This is a genomic window from Rhodonellum psychrophilum GCM71 = DSM 17998 (genome assembly GCF_000381545.1).
Classification (GTDB): domain Bacteria; phylum Bacteroidota; class Bacteroidia; order Cytophagales; family Cyclobacteriaceae; genus Rhodonellum; species Rhodonellum psychrophilum.
Map to the genome: position 1 here is coordinate 41,799 of NZ_KB906683.1, position 17,705 is coordinate 59,503.

Consider the following 17,705-nt stretch of genomic DNA (forward strand, 5'->3'; position numbering starts at 1 on the left):
CGATTGATTTAACATTTTGTTTATTTTAATGTTTGGTTAGAAAGACAAATTCACACCAAAAGTATAACCTCTTGTTACTGGGTAGTTACCTACGTCGATACCAAAGGTAAGATCTGCGTCACCACCAACAGCTGGATCCAGTCCTGAATAACCTGTTATGGTAAAGAGATTGTTTGCTCCTGCAAAAACCCTAAGATTTTCCAATCTCCATTTTTGCAACAATTCTCTTGGCATGGTATATCCCAAGGTCAAATTCTGGAGTCTCATGTAAGATCCATCCTCCACATAAAAACTACTTCCTACAGTACTTGTACTGAAGTTGGCTGTTTTTTCTACCTGTGGGATTGTGGCATTCAAATTTTGAGGGGTCCAAGCATCTTTCAAGCGGTTGGATATGGCTGCACCTTCGAATGTCTGATAAAAATCGGTAAACCAACGGGATTGATTCCAGATCTTGTTTCCAACTGAAGCATAGACATAAGCCGACAAGTCAAAGTTCTTATACCCTACTGTAAGCGTTACACCACCCGTGAATTTTGGTATTGGGCTTCCCAACCAAACTCTATCTTCTGGTGTGATCACACCGTCACCGTCCACATCCTGAAATTTAAATCTGCCTGGAGCAGCTCCATCTTGTGTGGGACTCCTGGATACATCTTCATCACTGCTGAAAAGCCCTTCAACCTGATAGCCGAAGAAAGAAGAAAGCGGTCTGTTGATTTGGTTTCTGATCGGCTGAATCCCCCTAAATCCAGGGTTTGATTCGGGCGAGGTAATAAATTCCAATCCATCAGAAAGAAATACGATCTCATTTTTAAGGAAGGATCCAATTACATTCACTTCATAAGTAAATTCGCTGGAAAGATTGCCTCTTGTGATGACCTGAAGATCCAAACCTCTGTTCAGCATTTGTCCAATGTTTACTGATGGTGCAATTGCGTTCACACCAGCAGTGGCCGGGACTGGAACTTGAAACAACAAGTCCTTGGTGTCTTTTTGCCATAAATCTACAATCACGTCCAACCTGCCACCGAATGCGGTTCCGTCAAATCCAATGTTTTTGGTAACAGCAGTTTCCCATTGCGCATCTGGATTTCCTAATCGGGTTCTCATAATACCGATCACAGCGTTTGAGTTGGATCCATTGATATCATAAGACGCTGACCCCAAACTGTTTCCGTACAAGCTAAATTGATTGAATGGATTCACATTATTGGAATTACCCATTTGACCCCAACCCCCACGGATTTTCAAATCATCCAACCAATTGGCAGAAGCCAAGAAACCCTCTGAAGAAACCCTCCAAGCTGCGGAAAAGGCAGGGAACACTCCAAATCTTGTATTTGCCCCAAATCTGGATGAACCATCTCTTCTGATTACACCACTCAAGATGTATTTGTCATTGTAAGAATAATTTACCCTAGAGAAGTAAGACAAGAAATTTACGCCCAAGAACTGATTACTATTTACCTGTCTTGTGGATACAGGCAAATTGGAAATATTGATAAAGTTGGGATCCTTTGAAAATGGATCTTGTCCAATTGCTGAAATATTTCTTCCAACACCTGTATTCAAGGCTTCCTGACCTATTAAAACATCAAGGCTATGCAGTCCGAATGTTTTTTTGTACTGCATTGTATTGGTAAAAGTCCAACCAAATGAAAAACCCGATCCTTCACCATAGCCAAAAGCCGAGTTGTTTTCCGAGTTTTCGTATTGACGTCTTGAGTAGTTCCAGAAATAACTATTATTATACTGCCCACCTATTGAAGTTCTAAAGGTAAGATTGTCAATGATATCGTATTCCGCATAAAGATTTCCAAAACCATTGGCATTGAAGCTTCTGTTATCCAACTGACCTTCTCTTTCCGCCACAGGATTTCTTGGATTGTTGAATTCACCGACATTGGTTCCTGCATAGCCACCAAATTCATCCCGAACAGGAATGATGGACGGCATACGGAAAGCAGAGAGAATTGTGTTTTCATCCCTTGCAACACCCGCACCGCCAGCGCCACCTTGCTGACCTAGTACCTGACGGTAAGTAGCTTGAAAATTCTGTCCTATCCTGAGTTTTTTGGTTACATCATGCTCTGAGTTAGCCCTTAGCGAGTATCTTTTGAAATTGTTACCAATCTGAATACCTGCTTGTTCCTGAACCCCTAAGCCAATGAAGAACCTACTGGTTTCTGATCCTCCATAGAAACCTAAAGAGTGTCTTTGTATCGGTGCATTTCTGGTTATTTCAGAGTACCAATCCGTTCCTTCACCTGTGGCAGCTCTTACCAATTGATGTACAGGACCTTTTGAAGGGTCAATATTATAAAGTGCGCGTTGCTCCTCAATTTGCTGCTGATTCAAAGGATTCAAAACCCCGGTTTGACCGCCTACTGCCAAGTAATAGGGCAATACAGGGGTGTTTCCCGTTCCAAAATGTCTATTTGAGTACGCTGGTGGTCTGCCACTGATTCTTGCCTGATTCGTTTCTGCCAACCAGGTATATTCAGCGAAATCCGCAGGATTCATCATGTCAAGACCTTTACCTGGTGTGGTAAATCCAGTCATTCCATTGTAATCCACTCTCAGTTTTTGCGCTCCTTTTTTACCTCTTTTGGTGGTGTAAATGATTACACCGTTTGCAGCTCTAGCTCCGTAAATGGAGGCAGCTGCGGCATCTTTCAATACAGTTGTGGATTCGATATCATCCGGATTAAGAAAATCCGTTGATTCGACAGGCAAACCATCCACGATATACAGAGGCTGATTGCCACCAAACGCACCAAAACCCCTAACCCTTACTTGGGAGGCAGTTCCTGGCTGACCATTGGTGATCACTGTCAAACCTGAAACCCTACCTTGAAGCGTCTGTTCAACGTTTCCAGTTGGAACTACCTGAAGATCCCTTGGACTAACGGTAGATATCGCACCTGTTGTTTCTCTTCGACTATCAATGGTATAGCCGGTGACGATCATTTCCGAAAGTGTTCTTTCGTCCGGAGACATTTGGACATCGATAACGGACCTGTTTCCTACGACTTGTTCAATAGAGCTATATCCAATAAAGGAAAAAACCAGAACACTTGCGTTTCCCGGTACATTGAGCGAGTATTTTCCATCGATATCAGCAGCTGTACCTGTGGTGGTTCCTTTTACCAAAACGGTAACCCCGGGTAGCCCCATGCCGAATTCATCCAGGATCGTTCCTGTGATTGTTTTTTGCGCCAGCACGGTTGCGCTGGAGAGCACTAAGAGCAGCATCAGTACACCTAGCCTTTTGTAAAGTTTTTCCATATACATAGATTGATTGGGTATTAATTATTAATTGATATATTAGTTTGAAATGAATGCAAACGTTTGCGTGAATTAATAAAACAATTAGAAGTGTATTGAAGGCGTGTTGATGAAAATTTCCTTGCGAACCTTTTTCCAATTGTACCTGAGCAGAGGTTCTCTGCCTGCACATTCTTCTTGATACAAGGATCAAAAAGCCATTAAAATTGTGCTAAAACGATTTTGCTTTGCTAACTAAAAGTAAATTTGATTTTCATAGGCTTGAGATTTTGGGGTTTGTTATTTTTATTAAAATTAAAAGGCAAATAATGACCAAAACTAACATTTACAAAACATGACCTTCATTTTATTTGGCATAATGGCAGCAGCTGTAAGTTTTAATTGCGCTTTTAAACATATCAACATCTAATTTAATGGAATAAAAATGAATACAAAAATTTATCGTGAAAAAATACTTTTTAAATTTTTTTAACAAAGCCCCTCTTGAATAATGAAGCTTTTTAAATTACTTCATTATCTTTTGAAAATCCCAAAATTCTAATAGGTAAGTCCCTCATTTTGAATCAAAATGGCAAAAATGTTTAATAAAGTTTTGGGTAAAAGTTTCGTCGAATTATTTAAAAATATTTCTGAATTCTTGCTTATTGACATAAGCTTTAAATGACACATCCCTAAGTGCTCGGGCTTTTAAGAATTCACTTCGTTTCACCGCTTTTTCAAGATTTTCATACAAGGCCTGCTCATCTCCCGTACTCGCAGCGACCAATGCCAAACCATAAAATCCGTAGCCATACTCCCTGTTGAATTGGACGCTTTCCTCAAAGGACTCCAAGGCCTGCCTCAGTTCATCAGATAGCAGGTGGGCCAATCCCTTGTTGAACAAATTCACCTCATTTTCCGGTGCCCGGTTCAGGCGAATCGTTGCCAACTTGTAATCTCCGTTGACAATATCAATGGCTCCCCTCAAGCCTTCATTAAACCGCAGGAACTCATCATTCTCATTCCGCTCCAATGTGGAGGCCTCCGAAATGGCAACATAGGCCTCAAAGTAATCCCCCCTTAGCAAATATGCCTGCCCCAAGTTGTGCATGGAAATGGCAGTGGTCTTCAGTTTATTGGACTGACGGATCATGTCAATGGCTTTGCTGATCAGTATATTTCGCTCCTTCAGATCCAACTCCCTATGGGCCTGATTGAGGTAAACCACCGCTAAATTATTATATCCAAGTTCTGAATTGTAAAGCTCGACGAGTTTGAGATAAATCGCTTCCTTTTCATTCAACCTGACGGCCTTCTGTCCGGCGTAGGCCAGATTTTCTTTCGTAATGTTGTCCAGAGAATTCCCTTCTTGGATTAGCTTAAAAATATTCGCTGAAATCTCCGGATCCGAAAGCCTGGAATTCTGGAAAGTTACGGTGATTTTGGCTGCCCGAAGTTTGGGAAACAATTCACGAGACACCTTATTATAGGAGGACAATTTTCGCATCTCGGCCAACTGCTCTTCAAAAGACCTTTTGCTTAGAATCACATCGTAATAAGCCTCTTTTTGGCTATCAGAAATCCCCTTGTAATCACTCAGGAGTATCCGGAAATCAAACCAGTCATTTTTTCGAGCCGATGTTCGCACAGGTGTGTTTTTATTGACCAACATCGAATTTAAATTTGCCTGTACTGCCTTGGCTCTATTTTCAGCCAAATAGCGATCCCTAATCTCTTGCGGCTCTGCCGTCGCCAAACCCGTCACCAAAATCTGGGAAATCACTTTACCTGGAACTTCCAAAGTCACCACGTTTTTCCCAGCCGAATTCTGAAAACCCCTTCCGGAGAGCTTGGAATTTCCAAGGGCAAAAGGAACCCAAAATTCCTGGGTTTCCACTCTTGTCCTGTCCGAAAAATCAGTTTGCATGTACACTCCAATATTAGGTATGGGTTCATCCGGAGTGATTTGCCCGATTCTGGCAAGCAGTGCTGTCGTCACCAACCCTGTTGCCATTTCCTTTTGAGGAATGCTTTTGGCTTTGGATTTTTCCTGGACGATTCCCTTCAAAACCAATTTCCCGGAATCCATTCCCTCCAAATAGGGGAAAATATATTGACCGGATATCTTGGCTTCTGAACTGACTCTATTGAACGTTCCATCGAAGGCAACCAACTCGCCCAATCGCAAAGCCCCTTCACCATAAACATACTCCGGGTAAAGTATTATTTTCCGATCCTTCTTCAAAAATTCCAATGGAATGGCTCCTTCCATTGTAAATCTCACCGAATCTTGGTGCAAACTCAAAATTTCGGGCTTCACGGATAAACCACTCAAAATGGTGTTGTATTTCCCGATTTTTGGACTGCAGGAAATCATGATGCCTGAAAAAATAAGGAATAATAGAAAATTTGGATTGAATTTAGACATCTGGCACTAAAATGGTTTATGAGAATTATTGAAAATATTTTATTACTTTTAGATGAACTTACTTGCTACTGACTAATTATGAACAAATTAAAGCATTTTTTTGAAGAAAGAGCATTTGGAGTCTGTTCCAAACTTGGAGAAAAATTCCATTTCCCCATCGATAGCATTCGTTTGTTTTTCATATACAGCTCTTTTATCACCATGGGTTCACCCGTTATCGTTTATGTCTCCATGGCCATGATGATGAAAATCAGGAAATACCTCAGGAAAATGAACAATCCCGTATTGTTTGACTAAATATCAGCGTATATTTTTCTACCTTTTATATAGTAGGTCCAAAGTATGGATTTGATCTTTTTCTCTTGATCCTCATTTGACAAATCCGGTGCCAAAACCAAGGGTTTTTTCTTTGATTTCAATCGAAAAAAATCCTGGTGTGCACGGAAGACGGATAGGGCATGACTTGGATTTCCCCTCAGGAAGAAAACAAAGGCTGCCAACAGGTCCAATAAAACCCTGCACAAGTACCTAAAAATGAATTTTTCTTGAGGAAGATTATTGTGCAACATCAACAAACTATTCCTGAAATTCAGGAAGGTTTTCTGTGGACTTGATTTGTCCAATGTGGCCCCGCCGACATGCTTGACCTCCACACCTCCATGATAATAAATATCCTTGCCCAAGAGTCTCCATTTCCAACAAAGATCTATTTCTTCCATGTGGGCAAAAAAGCGATCATCAAAACCGCCTGTACCGTAAAAATCTTCTGCCCGCACCACCATACAGGCACCTGAGGCCCAGTCTACTGGAATGATGTCGTCATATTGACCCTTGTCCAATTCCAAGGTCTCGAAAATCCTCCCCCTACAAAATGGATAACCTAAGCTGTCCAAAAAACCTCCCCCAGCACCTGCATGATCGAAATATTGAGGATTGGTATAGGAAAGAATTTTGGGTTGGACCGCTGCAACATGTGGATGATCCGAGATCCATTCAATCAGGGTTCTGTCCCAGTGGGGAGTGACCTCTACATCGGAATTCAGCAAAATATAATAGGCAAACTTACCCTTTATTTTCTCCAAAGCCCGGTTATATCCACCGGCAAAGCCGTGATTTTGGGTTAGGGCCAAAATCTGGACTTCAGGATGGTTCGTTCTCAAAAAATCTATCGAATCATCCTGACTGGCGTTGTCAGCCACGAAAATCGAGAATGAGGAATGCTGGATTACAATGGGAAGGAACTGCCGAAGCATTTCCTTCCCATTGTAATTCAGGATGACAATAGCACAATGCTCCATCAGAACATATTACCGAGATCCATTCCTGGAATATTGGGCATCATGCCTTCTGTGGCAGATTTCATTTCTTCTTTGATTTTGACATCAATGGCCTCAAAAGCCTTGTTTGTCGCCGCTACGGTAAGGTCACGCAACATCTCTTTATCGGCCAAATTGATAAGGGAATCATCCATATGAATGGAAATAACCCTTCTTTCGCCATTTACGAAAACTTTAACCATGCCGGCTCCAGCTTCCCCTTCGGCGGTCAAATGGACCAACTTTGCCTGCGTTTCTTTGATCTTGGCTTGGGCTTCCTTGACCTTGTTCATGATGTTCATAAAATCAAACATATTTCCTTATTTTAATTTGTTCAAATATAATCTTTTTGAAATCAGTGAAAAAAATTTTCAACAAATTTTTATACTGTTGAAACGCATTTAAATAAAATTTATTTTTGTGTATGATTATTTTTAAAAATTATCATACACAAAACACAACTTTTTTAGTATATTAACGGTATATGAATTCATTGTCCAACAAATTTATAAAGAGCATAAGCCATGAAACCCATTGAAAAAATTGAGAAAGAAAATATCTGGAATATAAAATTTTCCAAAAAAGAGGTCTTGTTGGACAAGGACGACATCAAAAAACGATGGGTGGACCTTTATCGGGCACAAGCTTTGGGAAATCTTCTCCAAAACAAGGTAAACCTCACCTTCGAATCCGACAATGAAAGTATCTATCAGGTGTACACGACAGTTTGGGCGGTGGGTCAAGATTTCATCACCTTAAAAGGAGGCGTTTATCTCCCCGTCAATTCAATCTTGGAGGTAAATTGAAAACTCGATCCCTTCGAAAACGAAACGCTATCCAAAGGGAAATGCTCACCAAAAACCATTAAAAAAACCCTGAAGAATGCATTCTTCAGGGTTTTTTAATTCCAAGGGTCATATTATCATCATTGAATTTGCGCCAAAGCATCTGCGAGGGAAAGGGATTCTTGATGGCCTGTTTCCAAGTTTTTCAAACTCACTTTGCCACCTGCCAATTCGTCCGCTCCAAGGATGATCACGAATGGGATTTGCTTTTTGTCCGCGTAGGTGAATTGCTTCTTGATTTTGCCGAGTTCGGGGTATATCTCGGAGGAAATACCATTATCCCGCAAAGCTTTTAGCACCGTCAATCCATACTTCTGGCCTTCTTCATCAAAATGTGTGATCAACACCTTAGTTTCATTCAATTGTCCCTGTGGGAAAATATCCAACTCCTCCATCACGTCATAAATCCTGTCGACACCGAATGAAAAACCAACACCCGAAACACCTTCCAATCCAAAAATCCCAGTCAGATTATCATATCTGCCTCCCCCACCGACAGAACCGATGGAGACATTGTTTACTTTCACTTCGAAAATCGCTCCTGTATAATATGACAACCCTCGTGCCAATACAACATCAAAATCCACATGGGATTGATCTTCTCCATAAGATTGGAGGAATTCAAAAACCTCCTCCAATTCCACAATGCCTTGACGGCCAACTTCCGAAGTGGATAGAAAACCTTTCAAAAAATCCAATTTATCGAGATTGGATTTCTCAAGGTGGATGATTGGATTGAGTTTTTCTATCGCATCTTTAGAAAAATCCCTTTGGGCCAATTCTTCCTTCACTTTTTCCCAACCGATTTTATCCAACTTATCAATGGCCACACAGAGTGCGGATTCCCTTCCGGGTTCACCGATCACATCGGCCAATCCCGTGAGGATTTTTCTGTTGTTGATCTTTATGGAGTAATCCTTGATGTCGAGCTTTGAAAACACTCTTTTGATCATCAGGAGAATCTCCAGTTCACAGATCAAGCTATCGGTCCCGACGACATCTGCGTCACATTGGTAAAACTCTCTGTAGCGCCCCTTTTGTGGTCTATCCGCTCTCCAAACCGGCTGTACTTGAAAGCGTTTGAAGGGAAGCGTAATGTCATTTCTGTTCATGACCACATACCGCGCAAAAGGGACAGTCAGGTCATACCTTAAGCCCTTTTCGGCAACCTTTGGAAGGGTCTTACCCGCCCCAGATGCCAAGTCCTCTGCGGACACATCCTTCAAAAAATCCCCGCTGTTGAGGATTTTGAAAATCAGTTGGTCTCCCTCATCCCCATATTTCCCTGTCAGCGTGGACAGGTTCTCCATTGTGGGTGTTTCCAATTGCTGAAAACCAAAAAGCCTGAAGGATTCCTTTATTGTATCAAAAATGAAATTCCTCCTCCCCATCTGCATTGGATTGAAGTCTCTGGTACCTTTGGGTAAACTTGGTTTCTGAACAGCCATTTTTTTAGAATTTTGGGCAAAGGTAAAAAAATATAAAGATATTTGAATGGGACAAAGCTGCAGAGAGAGATTAAAAAAAGAAAACTTTGGGAAGTGTGCCAAAACAAAAAAACGCAATCTCGAAATATTCTGAATGTAAAAAGCTTCGCAATTGAAACAAAATTGCGCTGGGCAAGGCCTGTTGTGGAAATCAATGTATTTTATCCAAGCTCTCACAAATAGAAATCCAACCTATTCATTAAAAATTTAGCGCTATATACGGTTATTTTGAAATATTGTGTTACTTTTGCGGTTCATTTTGGCATAACATAAACAGATAAAACAATGGCTGTTACTACATTAAAGAGAAAATTAAAAAGAAAGCGACTAAAGCAAACGACAAGGGTTATCAAGATCAAACAATTGAGTGCCAAGCCGGTAATCAAAAATGTGGATGTTGAAGAATTGAAAAAGAGCTTTGAAAAATAATCACCGTTTCTTTCCAAAGATATAAGAAGGGCAGCGATCAGATCGATGCCCTTTTTATTTTGACTTTATTTCCCCCTTTTCCCCAGCTCCACTACCCGCAGGTTTTGGATTTTCCCTTTTTCAACTTCGAAGATCAGCAGGGTCCGCATTAAATGAAATCCATGCTGCCCGACCGCCCCTGGGTTCATGTAGAGACAATCCAGCTCTTTGTCAAACACCACCTTACAAATATGTGAATGGCCGCAAACGAAGACCTTTGCTTGGGAATGCCTTAATTTTTCCTTGATGCCATTGGCGTAGCGGGGAGGAGTTCCCCCGATGTGGATCATCAGAACCTTTAAGCCATCGACTTCAAACAACAATTCTTCCGGATATTGCTGCCTTGCTTCTAGGTCATCAATGTTACCCGTGATGATCCGATACTGCTTTTCCTTGGGCAGCCGGTCCAAGATGGAAATATCTCCTATATCACCAGCATGCCAGATTTCATCCACAGTCTCCAAATGATGAAGGATACGTTCATCCAAAAAACTATGGGTATCTGAGATCAATCCTATTTTTATCAATTTTCGAGGGGTTTTGAATTATTTAAATCGGTAAATTTGTCACCAAAGAAAAATATTAATTATCCATTCACAAAAAAAAATAATACGTGATGAAAAACATCCGCTTAAATTTCAATTTGTCCGCTGCCTTCTGCATGGTGGTTTTTTTCTTTATCAGTTCCAGCACATTTGCCCAAAAGGAAACGACCGTACTTTCTCCCGACAAATTCGAGGCCAAGTCGAATAAAGGCAAAAAAGCAGTGATTTTGGATATCAGAACCCCAGAAGAAATCGCACAGGGCCATATTGAAGGCACAGATTCCGCTGATTTTTTAGCAGATGATTTTGAGGAGAAATTATCAGGTATGGATAAAAACAAGAAATATTATGTCTATTGCAGATCTGGGAAAAGAACCGTTTCGGCTGCTGAAAAAATGCAGGAGATGGGATTCAGGAAAATTTTTGTGCTTGAAGGGGGATTGAACAATTGGATAGAACAAGGGAACCCAATCGTGATCCCCACCAAATAAGCTGTTTCATTTAAAACCGAAAAAACGCCCCCTGATTTTCAAATGTTGGGTTTATGTCAATTGTAGTTTGTAATTGAACAATTACTTTCTATTTTTACACACGAAAATTTTGTCTTAAAATGAGAGTTATACAATTTAGAGAAGCAATAAGAGAGGCCATGAACGAAGAAATGAGACGCGACGAAAACGTGTTTCTCATGGGCGAAGAAGTGGCCGAATACAACGGAGCCTACAAGGTTTCGCAAGGAATGTTGGATGAATTTGGACCAAACCGTGTTTACGATACGCCTATAGCTGAATTGGGTTTTGCCGGACTGGGCGTAGGCGCAGGAATGAACGGTCTCAGACCGATCATTGAATTCATGACTTTCAATTTTTCTTTGGTAGCCATCGATCAGATCATCAATTCCTCTGCAAAGATGCTTGCCATGTCAGGTGGCCAATACAGTGTTCCCATTGTGTTCCGCGGACCCACAGGGAGTGCTGGACAATTGGGTGCAACCCACTCTTCCAATTTCGAAAATTGGTTTGCGAACACGCCCGGCCTCAAAGTGGTGGTTCCCTCCACACCTTACGATGCTAAAGGCTTGCTGAAGGCATCCATCCGTGACAATGATCCGGTTATATTCATGGAATCGGAAATGATGTACAACGATAAAGGTGAAGTTCCTGAAGGAGAATATCTGCTCCCCATCGGTGTTGCAGACATCAAAAGAAAAGGGAAAGATGTCACCATCATCTCTTTCGGAAAAGCGATGAAAATCGCGTTGGAAGCAGCTGAGGAATTGGCGAAAGACGGTATAGAAGCCGAAGTGATCGATCTCAGGACAGTTCGTCCCATCGATTATGCGACTTGTCTTGAATCGGTTAAAAAAACCAACAGATGTGTGGTCGTAGAAGAAGCCAATCCATTGGCGGCCATTTCTTCCGAATTGACCTACCATATCCAAAGGAATGCATTTGACTATTTGGATGCCCCTGTGATCAGGGTGAATTCGATGGATATTCCTTTGAGTTTTTCTGCTCCCTACATTGAGGCTACGCTGCCAAACGTGAAGCGAACCCTCGAGGCGGTGAAGCAAGTGATGTACAAAAAATAAACCAAAAAGGACTCCCTGCAATAAGGCTTTAGCGTTTGAAATTAAAATTGTAATTTGCCTGTTGTGTCCTTTTCATACGATAAAAAACACCCTCAGAAATATCTCTGAGGGTGTTTTCTTTTTGGGGTAAGTTTCCGTTTAACCCGAATTTTAAGACAGCGGAAAAGTAACGAAGGGCATCTATCTTGATTAAGTTATATGGAATTATGCATGAGGTCTCCTGAGGGATCGAAACTGCATGAAAACCAGGCTATAGGGAGACTAATTCCTGACACCAATAGGGTAAAGTCAAAAAATGAGCCGTACCTAATTGAATATCGGCCAACTACAATATTCAATTGCATTCGCAGTGCATAAAATGGGTTTAAAATAGCGTGGCACAAATTGTAAGGTTGCAAAAAGGCCAATTGATTGACCCTTCATTCAGAATGGGACAGTCAGGCAAAAAAAAACATCCTCATAAAATGAGGATGTTTTTTAATCATTACCCAATCAAAATTTTAAATCTTTAATTACTTATCGCAGCGCCTGCACCGTTTCCTTCACCACCTTCTTTGAGATCTTCGTTGGTCACACCACGTTTTTTCTTTGGAGGGCCACCGACACTCAATTTTCCAATTCTGTAGGAGAAATTGATCTTGAAATTCATGTTTCTCAAGGTATTGGTACTTTGTTGCATGATGGAAGGAGTCATCAATTCATTTTTGATTTTGAATTCAGTAGCCAAAAAGTTTTCCGCACCGAATCCTATACTTCCTTTTTTATCGTTGAATTGCTTGTTTAGATTCAAACCATAAACTCTGAATCCACCTTGGCTCCCCTGAAGCTGAACCTGTCTACCCCTAGCGAAAGTAAAGGCTTGGACTTGCCAATCTTTAGGCAGGGTATAGTTACCGAATAGTCTGCCACTGAATACGAATCCTTCATTGTAAGCAGCAAACTGTGGATCTTCCAATCCATTGTCCAGCATGGCGAAATAACCGTCAAGTCCGCCATTTAGGGAGAACTTACCTGAGATATTGATGTTTGTGGAAAGGCTCATTCCGACCGCTCTTTCATTCCCGATGTTTTCGTAGGAAGTGAAGATAATGTCATCGTCCTGAATCGTTCTTACAGGTTGAATGGATCCAGTGGTATTTCTGAAGAAGGAAGTCAAATTGATGGAACTTCCCTTGATGAATGTGCTGTAAGAGACTTCGTAATTGTCCGTCAATTCAGGATCCAACAATGGATTACCTTGAGAAATTTGCTGAGGATTGGCAGCATTGATGTTGGGGTTCAAGAACTGAAGCGATGGTCTTTGTACCCTTCTGTTGTAGGCGGCTTTCACCATGTTTCCGTTGGTCAATTTTCTACTCAAGTTTACACTTGGCACAAACAATCCATAAGACGGAATCTCGGCAGGCAATTCAGAATTTTTGAAATCCGCATCAATGTTGGTGTACTCATATCTCAAACCTGTTTTGATGGTGTAATTATCCAAGAAACCAAGTGTGTAGGAAAGGTAACCCGCGGTAACGTTTTGGTCGTAACTGAATTCATTGGAGAATGTAACGTCGTTGGATTCTACAAAGGGTCCGTTTGGTCCTTCAGCGTTGAAATAAGCAAATTCACTGACTGCACTTCGCATGATGTTCTTCGCACCATACTCCAGTATCTGTTTGTTGTTATTCCCCAAAGGAGTCACGTAATCCAACTGGATGGTAAACTCCTGGTTGATGGCACCATTTTCGTTTTTCACCCTTCTCAATACGTCGTCAAAGCTTTCTGTAAACAAGCTGTTTACAAAGTCGTTTGTCCTATTGTTTTTGCTATACAAGCCCGATATGCTGAATTCTTTTTGGGCTTTTTCGAATGTTTTGGTATAGTTGTAATTGACATCGATATTGTTGGAAAGATCTTTCACTTCCACATTTCTCAACAAGGAATTTATCAATTCTTCCTCAAAAAATGTCTCTGTCAAAAGATCATTCTGTTTGCTGTTCATGTTTCTGACACCTAGACTGACGGATGCCGTCATGAAGTTGTATTTGTTGATTTCGTAATCCCATCCAAAGTTATATCGGCCAAATAGCATGTTGCTCTTCGTGTCTGCAGACTGGTTGATTTGCAAAGCCGTTCCATCAGGATTGGAGAGGGTTTGTTGGTTTTCAAAAGACCCAAGGATATTGTATCCACTTCTTCCAAAACCTCCCAAAGTAAATCCCATTTTTCCCTTTTTCAGACTGGCATTCAGTCCAAGATTAGAACCTCTCAAGCCAGCACTTGTGTTGATATTCAAGGATGCACCTTGAAGGTTGTTTTTCTTTGTGATGATATTGATGACCCCACCGGTACCTTCAGCATCGTATTTTGCCGATGGGGAAGTGATCACTTCCACCGATTTGATTTCTTCTGCAGGGATCTGCTTCAATGCATCCGCAATGTTGGAAGCGACAATGGCAGATTGTTTTCCATCGATCAGTACCAAGATATTTGTACTTCCTCTCATGGAAACATTTCCGTCCAGATCGACCGACAACATCGGTACTCTCCTCAATACATCAGAAGCATCTCCACCCATTGTGGTTTTGTCATTTTCAGCATTATATATGGTTCTATCCACTCTTTCTTCAATCAAGCTGCGCTGACCCTGCACAGTCACTTCCTGTAGATCGACAGCATCTTCTACCAAAACCAAGTCTCCGATAGTGATGTTTGTGTTGCCGGCAGTCACTTTGATGACTTGAGAAATGGAAGTCTTGAAACCAAGAAAGCTAGTTTGCAACACAAATTCACCATTTTTGAATCCAGTGATAAAAAACGCCCCATTTAGATCGGCAACCGCTCCTGCGATGCTCTGTTTGCTTTCGGCATCCAAGAGTGCTACTGCTGCGTAGGCAACAGGCTCTGAAGATGATTTATCGATTATCCTACCGGAGATCCGGTACACGGGTTTTTCATCTTGGGTGGTTTGCGCCATCACTTGCAATGAAGAGGCCAGAACCAATAAGGTCAGGAATAAAAGTTTAATGGGGTTTTTCATAATTGCTGTTGTTTTGCTTGGCGGATCCACAAGGGACACATTACGGAAACAAAGGAACAGCAAGGAGAAATCACAACAAAATCAAATAGACCGAAAGGAAGGATTCATCGACCAATCCCAAGTTTGAACTGATGAATCAATTCCGCTTTTCGGGAAAAGAACTTTATCTATTGAGAGCATCGATTGGCAGTCAAAATCGTTGCATTGGTAGATTGGCTATGGCCTAAAACAAAATTTTATACTAGTTTAGGTGCCATTATCTTAATGTAATTCTATGAAAGAGCTCGTCCTCAAGAAACAAATCCCTTTGATCATCCATATTCTTGGTTGGAGTTTGTTCGGGTCAGTCATCTTCCTGATATCCCCCCTATCTGCCGGGGTGGAGCGTCCCAATGAGTTTTGGATCAAGCAAGGCCTGATGTTTGCAAGTTTGGTCGCGACATTTTATTTCAATTACTTTTACTTGGTTCCCAAGGTCTTGTTCAAAAACAAAACCTCCATTTTCCTGCTACTCAACCTTATTGGAGGCTTGACATTCGTAGGTATTTTTATGTTGTATGACGATTGGACCAATATGTCGGAATTGATGCACAAAGCATTCAGACCCGATGTTCCTTATAAACCAAGAGGAAGAAATTATTCCTACGATTTCTTTAACTTTTTGATTTTCATCATGGCCGTCGGGATCAGCACGAGTGTGGCTGCGGTCCAAAAATGGCAATCAGATGAAAAAGTGAGGGTTGAGCGCGAGCAGCAACAAATCAACTCGGAGCTCTCCTACCTGAAGGCCCAAATCAATCCGCATTTCTTCTTCAATACACTCAACAATATATATTCCCTGACAAACATTGATGTGGAAAAGGCCAAAACCGCCATCCTCAAACTGTCCAGAATGATGCGGTATGTACTTTATGAAACCGAAAAAGAAAACACATTATTGAGCAAAGAACTGGATTTTATCAAGGATTTTATTGAATTGATGCGACTTAGGCTTTCCGAAAAAGTGGAGCTGGTCTTGGAAATCCCTGAAAAATTTGATGATGCCGTGATTGCCCCAATGCTCTTGCTTCCGTTTGTTGAAAACTGTTTCAAACATGGCATCAGTTCCCAAAAGCACAGTAAAATCCAGATCCATATTCAGATCAAGGAAAAACATGTATATTTAAACACAGTGAATTTCAATTTTAAATCCAGTGAAAATACTCCTGAAGGTGCCGCAAGTGGGATAGGATTGGCCAATACCAAACGAAGATTGGAACTACTTTATAAAGAAAAGCACAGCCTTGATATCAAAGATCAAAATCCTGAAAATGAATACAGGGTAAATCTAAAAATCGACTTGAAATGAAAATTAAGTGCATTGCAGTAGATGATGAACCCTTGGCTTTGAGCCTGATCAGCAGGTTTATAGAGCAGACCTCTTTTTTGATTCTCTTGGGGAAATTTGAAAATGCAATCGATGCACTGGGCTTTATCAATCAAAATGAGGTGGATTTGATTTTTTTGGACATCCAAATGCCTGACCTATCGGGGATGGAACTGGCCAGGGTTTTGGATGGCAAAACTTCTGCAAAAAAACCTAGGATCATCTTCACGACAGCCTATAACCAATTCGCCATTGAGGGATATAAAGTGGATGCGTTGGATTATCTCCTCAAACCTTTCAGTTATGAGGAGTTTTTGAAAGCATCCACCAAGGCATATCAATACCTTGATCAACAAGCGAATCCTGTGGGAGAAAGTGTAAATACCGATGCCTACATTTTCCTGAAGGTGGAATATCAGTTGGTGAAAATCATGTTGAAGGAAATCACCCATGTGGAGGCTTACAAGGATTATGTAAAGGTCTTCCTCCTGCACAAACCCAACCCAATCCTTTCGCTTACAAGCTTGAAGAGCATGGAAGACATGTTGCCATCTGACCGGTTTATGAGGATTCATCGCTCCTACATCATCGCTTTGGACCATATAGATTCCATCGCCCGAAACACAGTCAATATAGGAAACACACAAATCACCGTGAGCGAAAATTACAAAGATAATTTCATGCAGTTTCTCAGTAAATGGATAGGTTAAGTCTGGGCGCTTTTTTTACTCAGAATTAAAAAATATTTTATACACAATTCAAAGAATTTTATTGTCAAAAAATCAATATTACAATTTTTTTAATTCAAAAACTTTAACCTTAAACCACTCCTGCCCGTAAACTAATACAAATTGACAGGTGGAAATCCCTACCCCATTTTTATGACATGAATCAAACGCAAAAAGAATTTATGGAAATCGCCATTGGACTCTCCCAAAGTGGAATGGATCAAGGCAAAGGCGGACCTTTTGGATGTATCATTGTCAAAAATGGGCAAATAATCGGAAAGGGATCCAATTCAGTGCTCAGCACCAATGACCCAACTGCCCATGCAGAAATCGTTGCCATCCGGGAGGCTTGCAATTCATTGGGTAACTTTCAATTGGAGGGCTGTGAAATCTATACCTCTTGCGAACCCTGCCCCATGTGTTTGGGCGCCATTTATTGGGCAAGACCTTCACGTGTTTTTTACGCCAACACCAAATCCGATGCTGCTGAAGCAGGATTCGATGACCAATTTATTTACGATGAGCTAAACCTCCCCTATTCTGACAGAAAAATTCCCTTTGACCAAATCCTACAAGATGAGGCCAAAAAGGTTTTTGAAAATTGGATTCTTAAAGAAAATAAATCAGTGTATTAAT

Annotated in this window: 14 protein-coding genes; 7 read left to right on the top strand and 7 right to left on the bottom strand. The window is 41.1% G+C overall.

Annotated features, from left to right (window positions below; translation table 11 throughout):
• Window positions 1-36: 36 nt before the first annotated feature.
• Together F824_RS0115930 and F824_RS0115935 are read right to left on the bottom strand one after the other, a co-directional pair.
• The gene (locus F824_RS0115930; RefSeq protein ID WP_019598920.1) at window positions 37-3,297 is read right to left on the bottom strand and encodes a SusC/RagA family TonB-linked outer membrane protein; all 3,261 of its coding nucleotides are present in this window, start codon (window positions 3,295-3,297) and stop codon (window positions 37-39) included.
• Between the two features lie 607 nt (window positions 3,298-3,904).
• The gene (locus F824_RS0115935) at window positions 3,905-5,698 is read right to left on the bottom strand and encodes a tetratricopeptide repeat protein (protein ID WP_019598921.1); all 1,794 of its coding nucleotides are present in this window, start codon (window positions 5,696-5,698) and stop codon (window positions 3,905-3,907) included.
• A gap of 78 nt (window positions 5,699-5,776) precedes the next feature.
• Here F824_RS0115935 and F824_RS0115940 point away from each other — a divergent pair, with 78 nt between their 5' ends.
• Window positions 5,777-5,995 carry a PspC family transcriptional regulator gene (locus tag F824_RS0115940; protein WP_019598922.1) on the top strand — a complete coding sequence of 73 codons (219 nt, stop codon included), beginning with the start codon at window positions 5,777-5,779 and terminating at the stop codon, window positions 5,993-5,995.
• Here the strand turns inward: F824_RS0115940 and F824_RS0115945 are convergent.
• Together F824_RS0115945 and F824_RS0115950 are read right to left on the bottom strand one after the other, a co-directional pair.
• On the bottom strand, window positions 5,992-6,996 hold the full coding sequence (locus tag F824_RS0115945; protein ID WP_019598923.1) for a glycosyltransferase family 2 protein: 1,005 nt from the start codon (window positions 6,994-6,996) through the stop codon (window positions 5,992-5,994). The genes F824_RS0115940 and F824_RS0115945 overlap by 4 nt on opposite strands.
• Complete coding sequence (locus F824_RS0115950; protein WP_019598924.1) at window positions 6,996-7,328, bottom strand: YbaB/EbfC family nucleoid-associated protein; 333 nt, start codon at window positions 7,326-7,328, stop codon at window positions 6,996-6,998. Before F824_RS0115950 ends, F824_RS0115945 begins: the two co-directional genes overlap by 1 nt.
• 210 nt (window positions 7,329-7,538) lie before the next feature.
• Between F824_RS0115950 and F824_RS0115955 the strand changes: the two genes are divergently transcribed.
• Window positions 7,539-7,820, top strand: a complete 282-nt coding sequence (locus F824_RS0115955) for a hypothetical protein (RefSeq protein WP_019598925.1) — start codon at window positions 7,539-7,541, stop codon at window positions 7,818-7,820.
• A 119-nt stretch (window positions 7,821-7,939) separates the two neighbouring features.
• On the opposite strand, the gene hisS is transcribed toward F824_RS0115955, so the two are convergent.
• On the bottom strand, window positions 7,940-9,307 hold the full coding sequence (hisS, locus tag F824_RS0115960) for a histidine--tRNA ligase (RefSeq protein ID WP_019598926.1): 1,368 nt from the start codon (window positions 9,305-9,307) through the stop codon (window positions 7,940-7,942).
• Window positions 9,308-9,840: 533 nt separating this feature from the next.
• Complete coding sequence (locus F824_RS0115975) at window positions 9,841-10,341, bottom strand: metallophosphoesterase family protein (RefSeq protein ID WP_019598929.1); 501 nt, start codon at window positions 10,339-10,341, stop codon at window positions 9,841-9,843.
• A gap of 89 nt (window positions 10,342-10,430) precedes the next feature.
• Here F824_RS0115975 and F824_RS0115980 point away from each other — a divergent pair, with 89 nt between their 5' ends.
• Together F824_RS0115980 and F824_RS0115985 are read left to right on the top strand one after the other, a co-directional pair.
• A complete protein-coding gene (locus F824_RS0115980) occupies window positions 10,431-10,850 on the top strand; it encodes a rhodanese-like domain-containing protein (RefSeq protein WP_019598930.1) in 420 nt (139 codons plus the stop codon).
• A gap of 119 nt (window positions 10,851-10,969) precedes the next feature.
• Window positions 10,970-11,950 (top strand): pyruvate dehydrogenase complex E1 component subunit beta, encoded by a 981-nt coding sequence (locus F824_RS0115985; protein WP_022582195.1) that lies wholly within the window; start codon window positions 10,970-10,972, stop codon window positions 11,948-11,950.
• A 508-nt stretch (window positions 11,951-12,458) separates the two neighbouring features.
• Here the strand turns inward: F824_RS0115985 and F824_RS0115995 are convergent.
• A complete protein-coding gene (locus F824_RS0115995) occupies window positions 12,459-14,975 on the bottom strand; it encodes a TonB-dependent receptor domain-containing protein (protein ID WP_019598933.1) in 2,517 nt (838 codons plus the stop codon).
• Between the two features lie 274 nt (window positions 14,976-15,249).
• On the opposite strand from F824_RS0115995, the gene F824_RS0116005 reads away from it, so the two are divergent.
• The 3 genes from F824_RS0116005 to F824_RS0116015 all read left to right on the top strand — a co-directional run bounded on the left by F824_RS0116005 (window position 15,250) and on the right by F824_RS0116015 (window position 17,704).
• The gene (locus tag F824_RS0116005) at window positions 15,250-16,323 is read left to right on the top strand and encodes a sensor histidine kinase (RefSeq protein WP_019598934.1); all 1,074 of its coding nucleotides are present in this window, start codon (window positions 15,250-15,252) and stop codon (window positions 16,321-16,323) included.
• Window positions 16,320-17,051 (top strand): LytR/AlgR family response regulator transcription factor, encoded by a 732-nt coding sequence (locus F824_RS0116010; protein WP_019598935.1) that lies wholly within the window; start codon window positions 16,320-16,322, stop codon window positions 17,049-17,051. Before F824_RS0116005 ends, F824_RS0116010 begins: the two co-directional genes overlap by 4 nt.
• Before the next feature lie 176 nt (window positions 17,052-17,227).
• The gene (locus F824_RS0116015) at window positions 17,228-17,704 is read left to right on the top strand and encodes a nucleoside deaminase (protein WP_019598936.1); all 477 of its coding nucleotides are present in this window, start codon (window positions 17,228-17,230) and stop codon (window positions 17,702-17,704) included.
• The last annotated feature ends 1 nt before the right edge of the window (window position 17,705 follow it).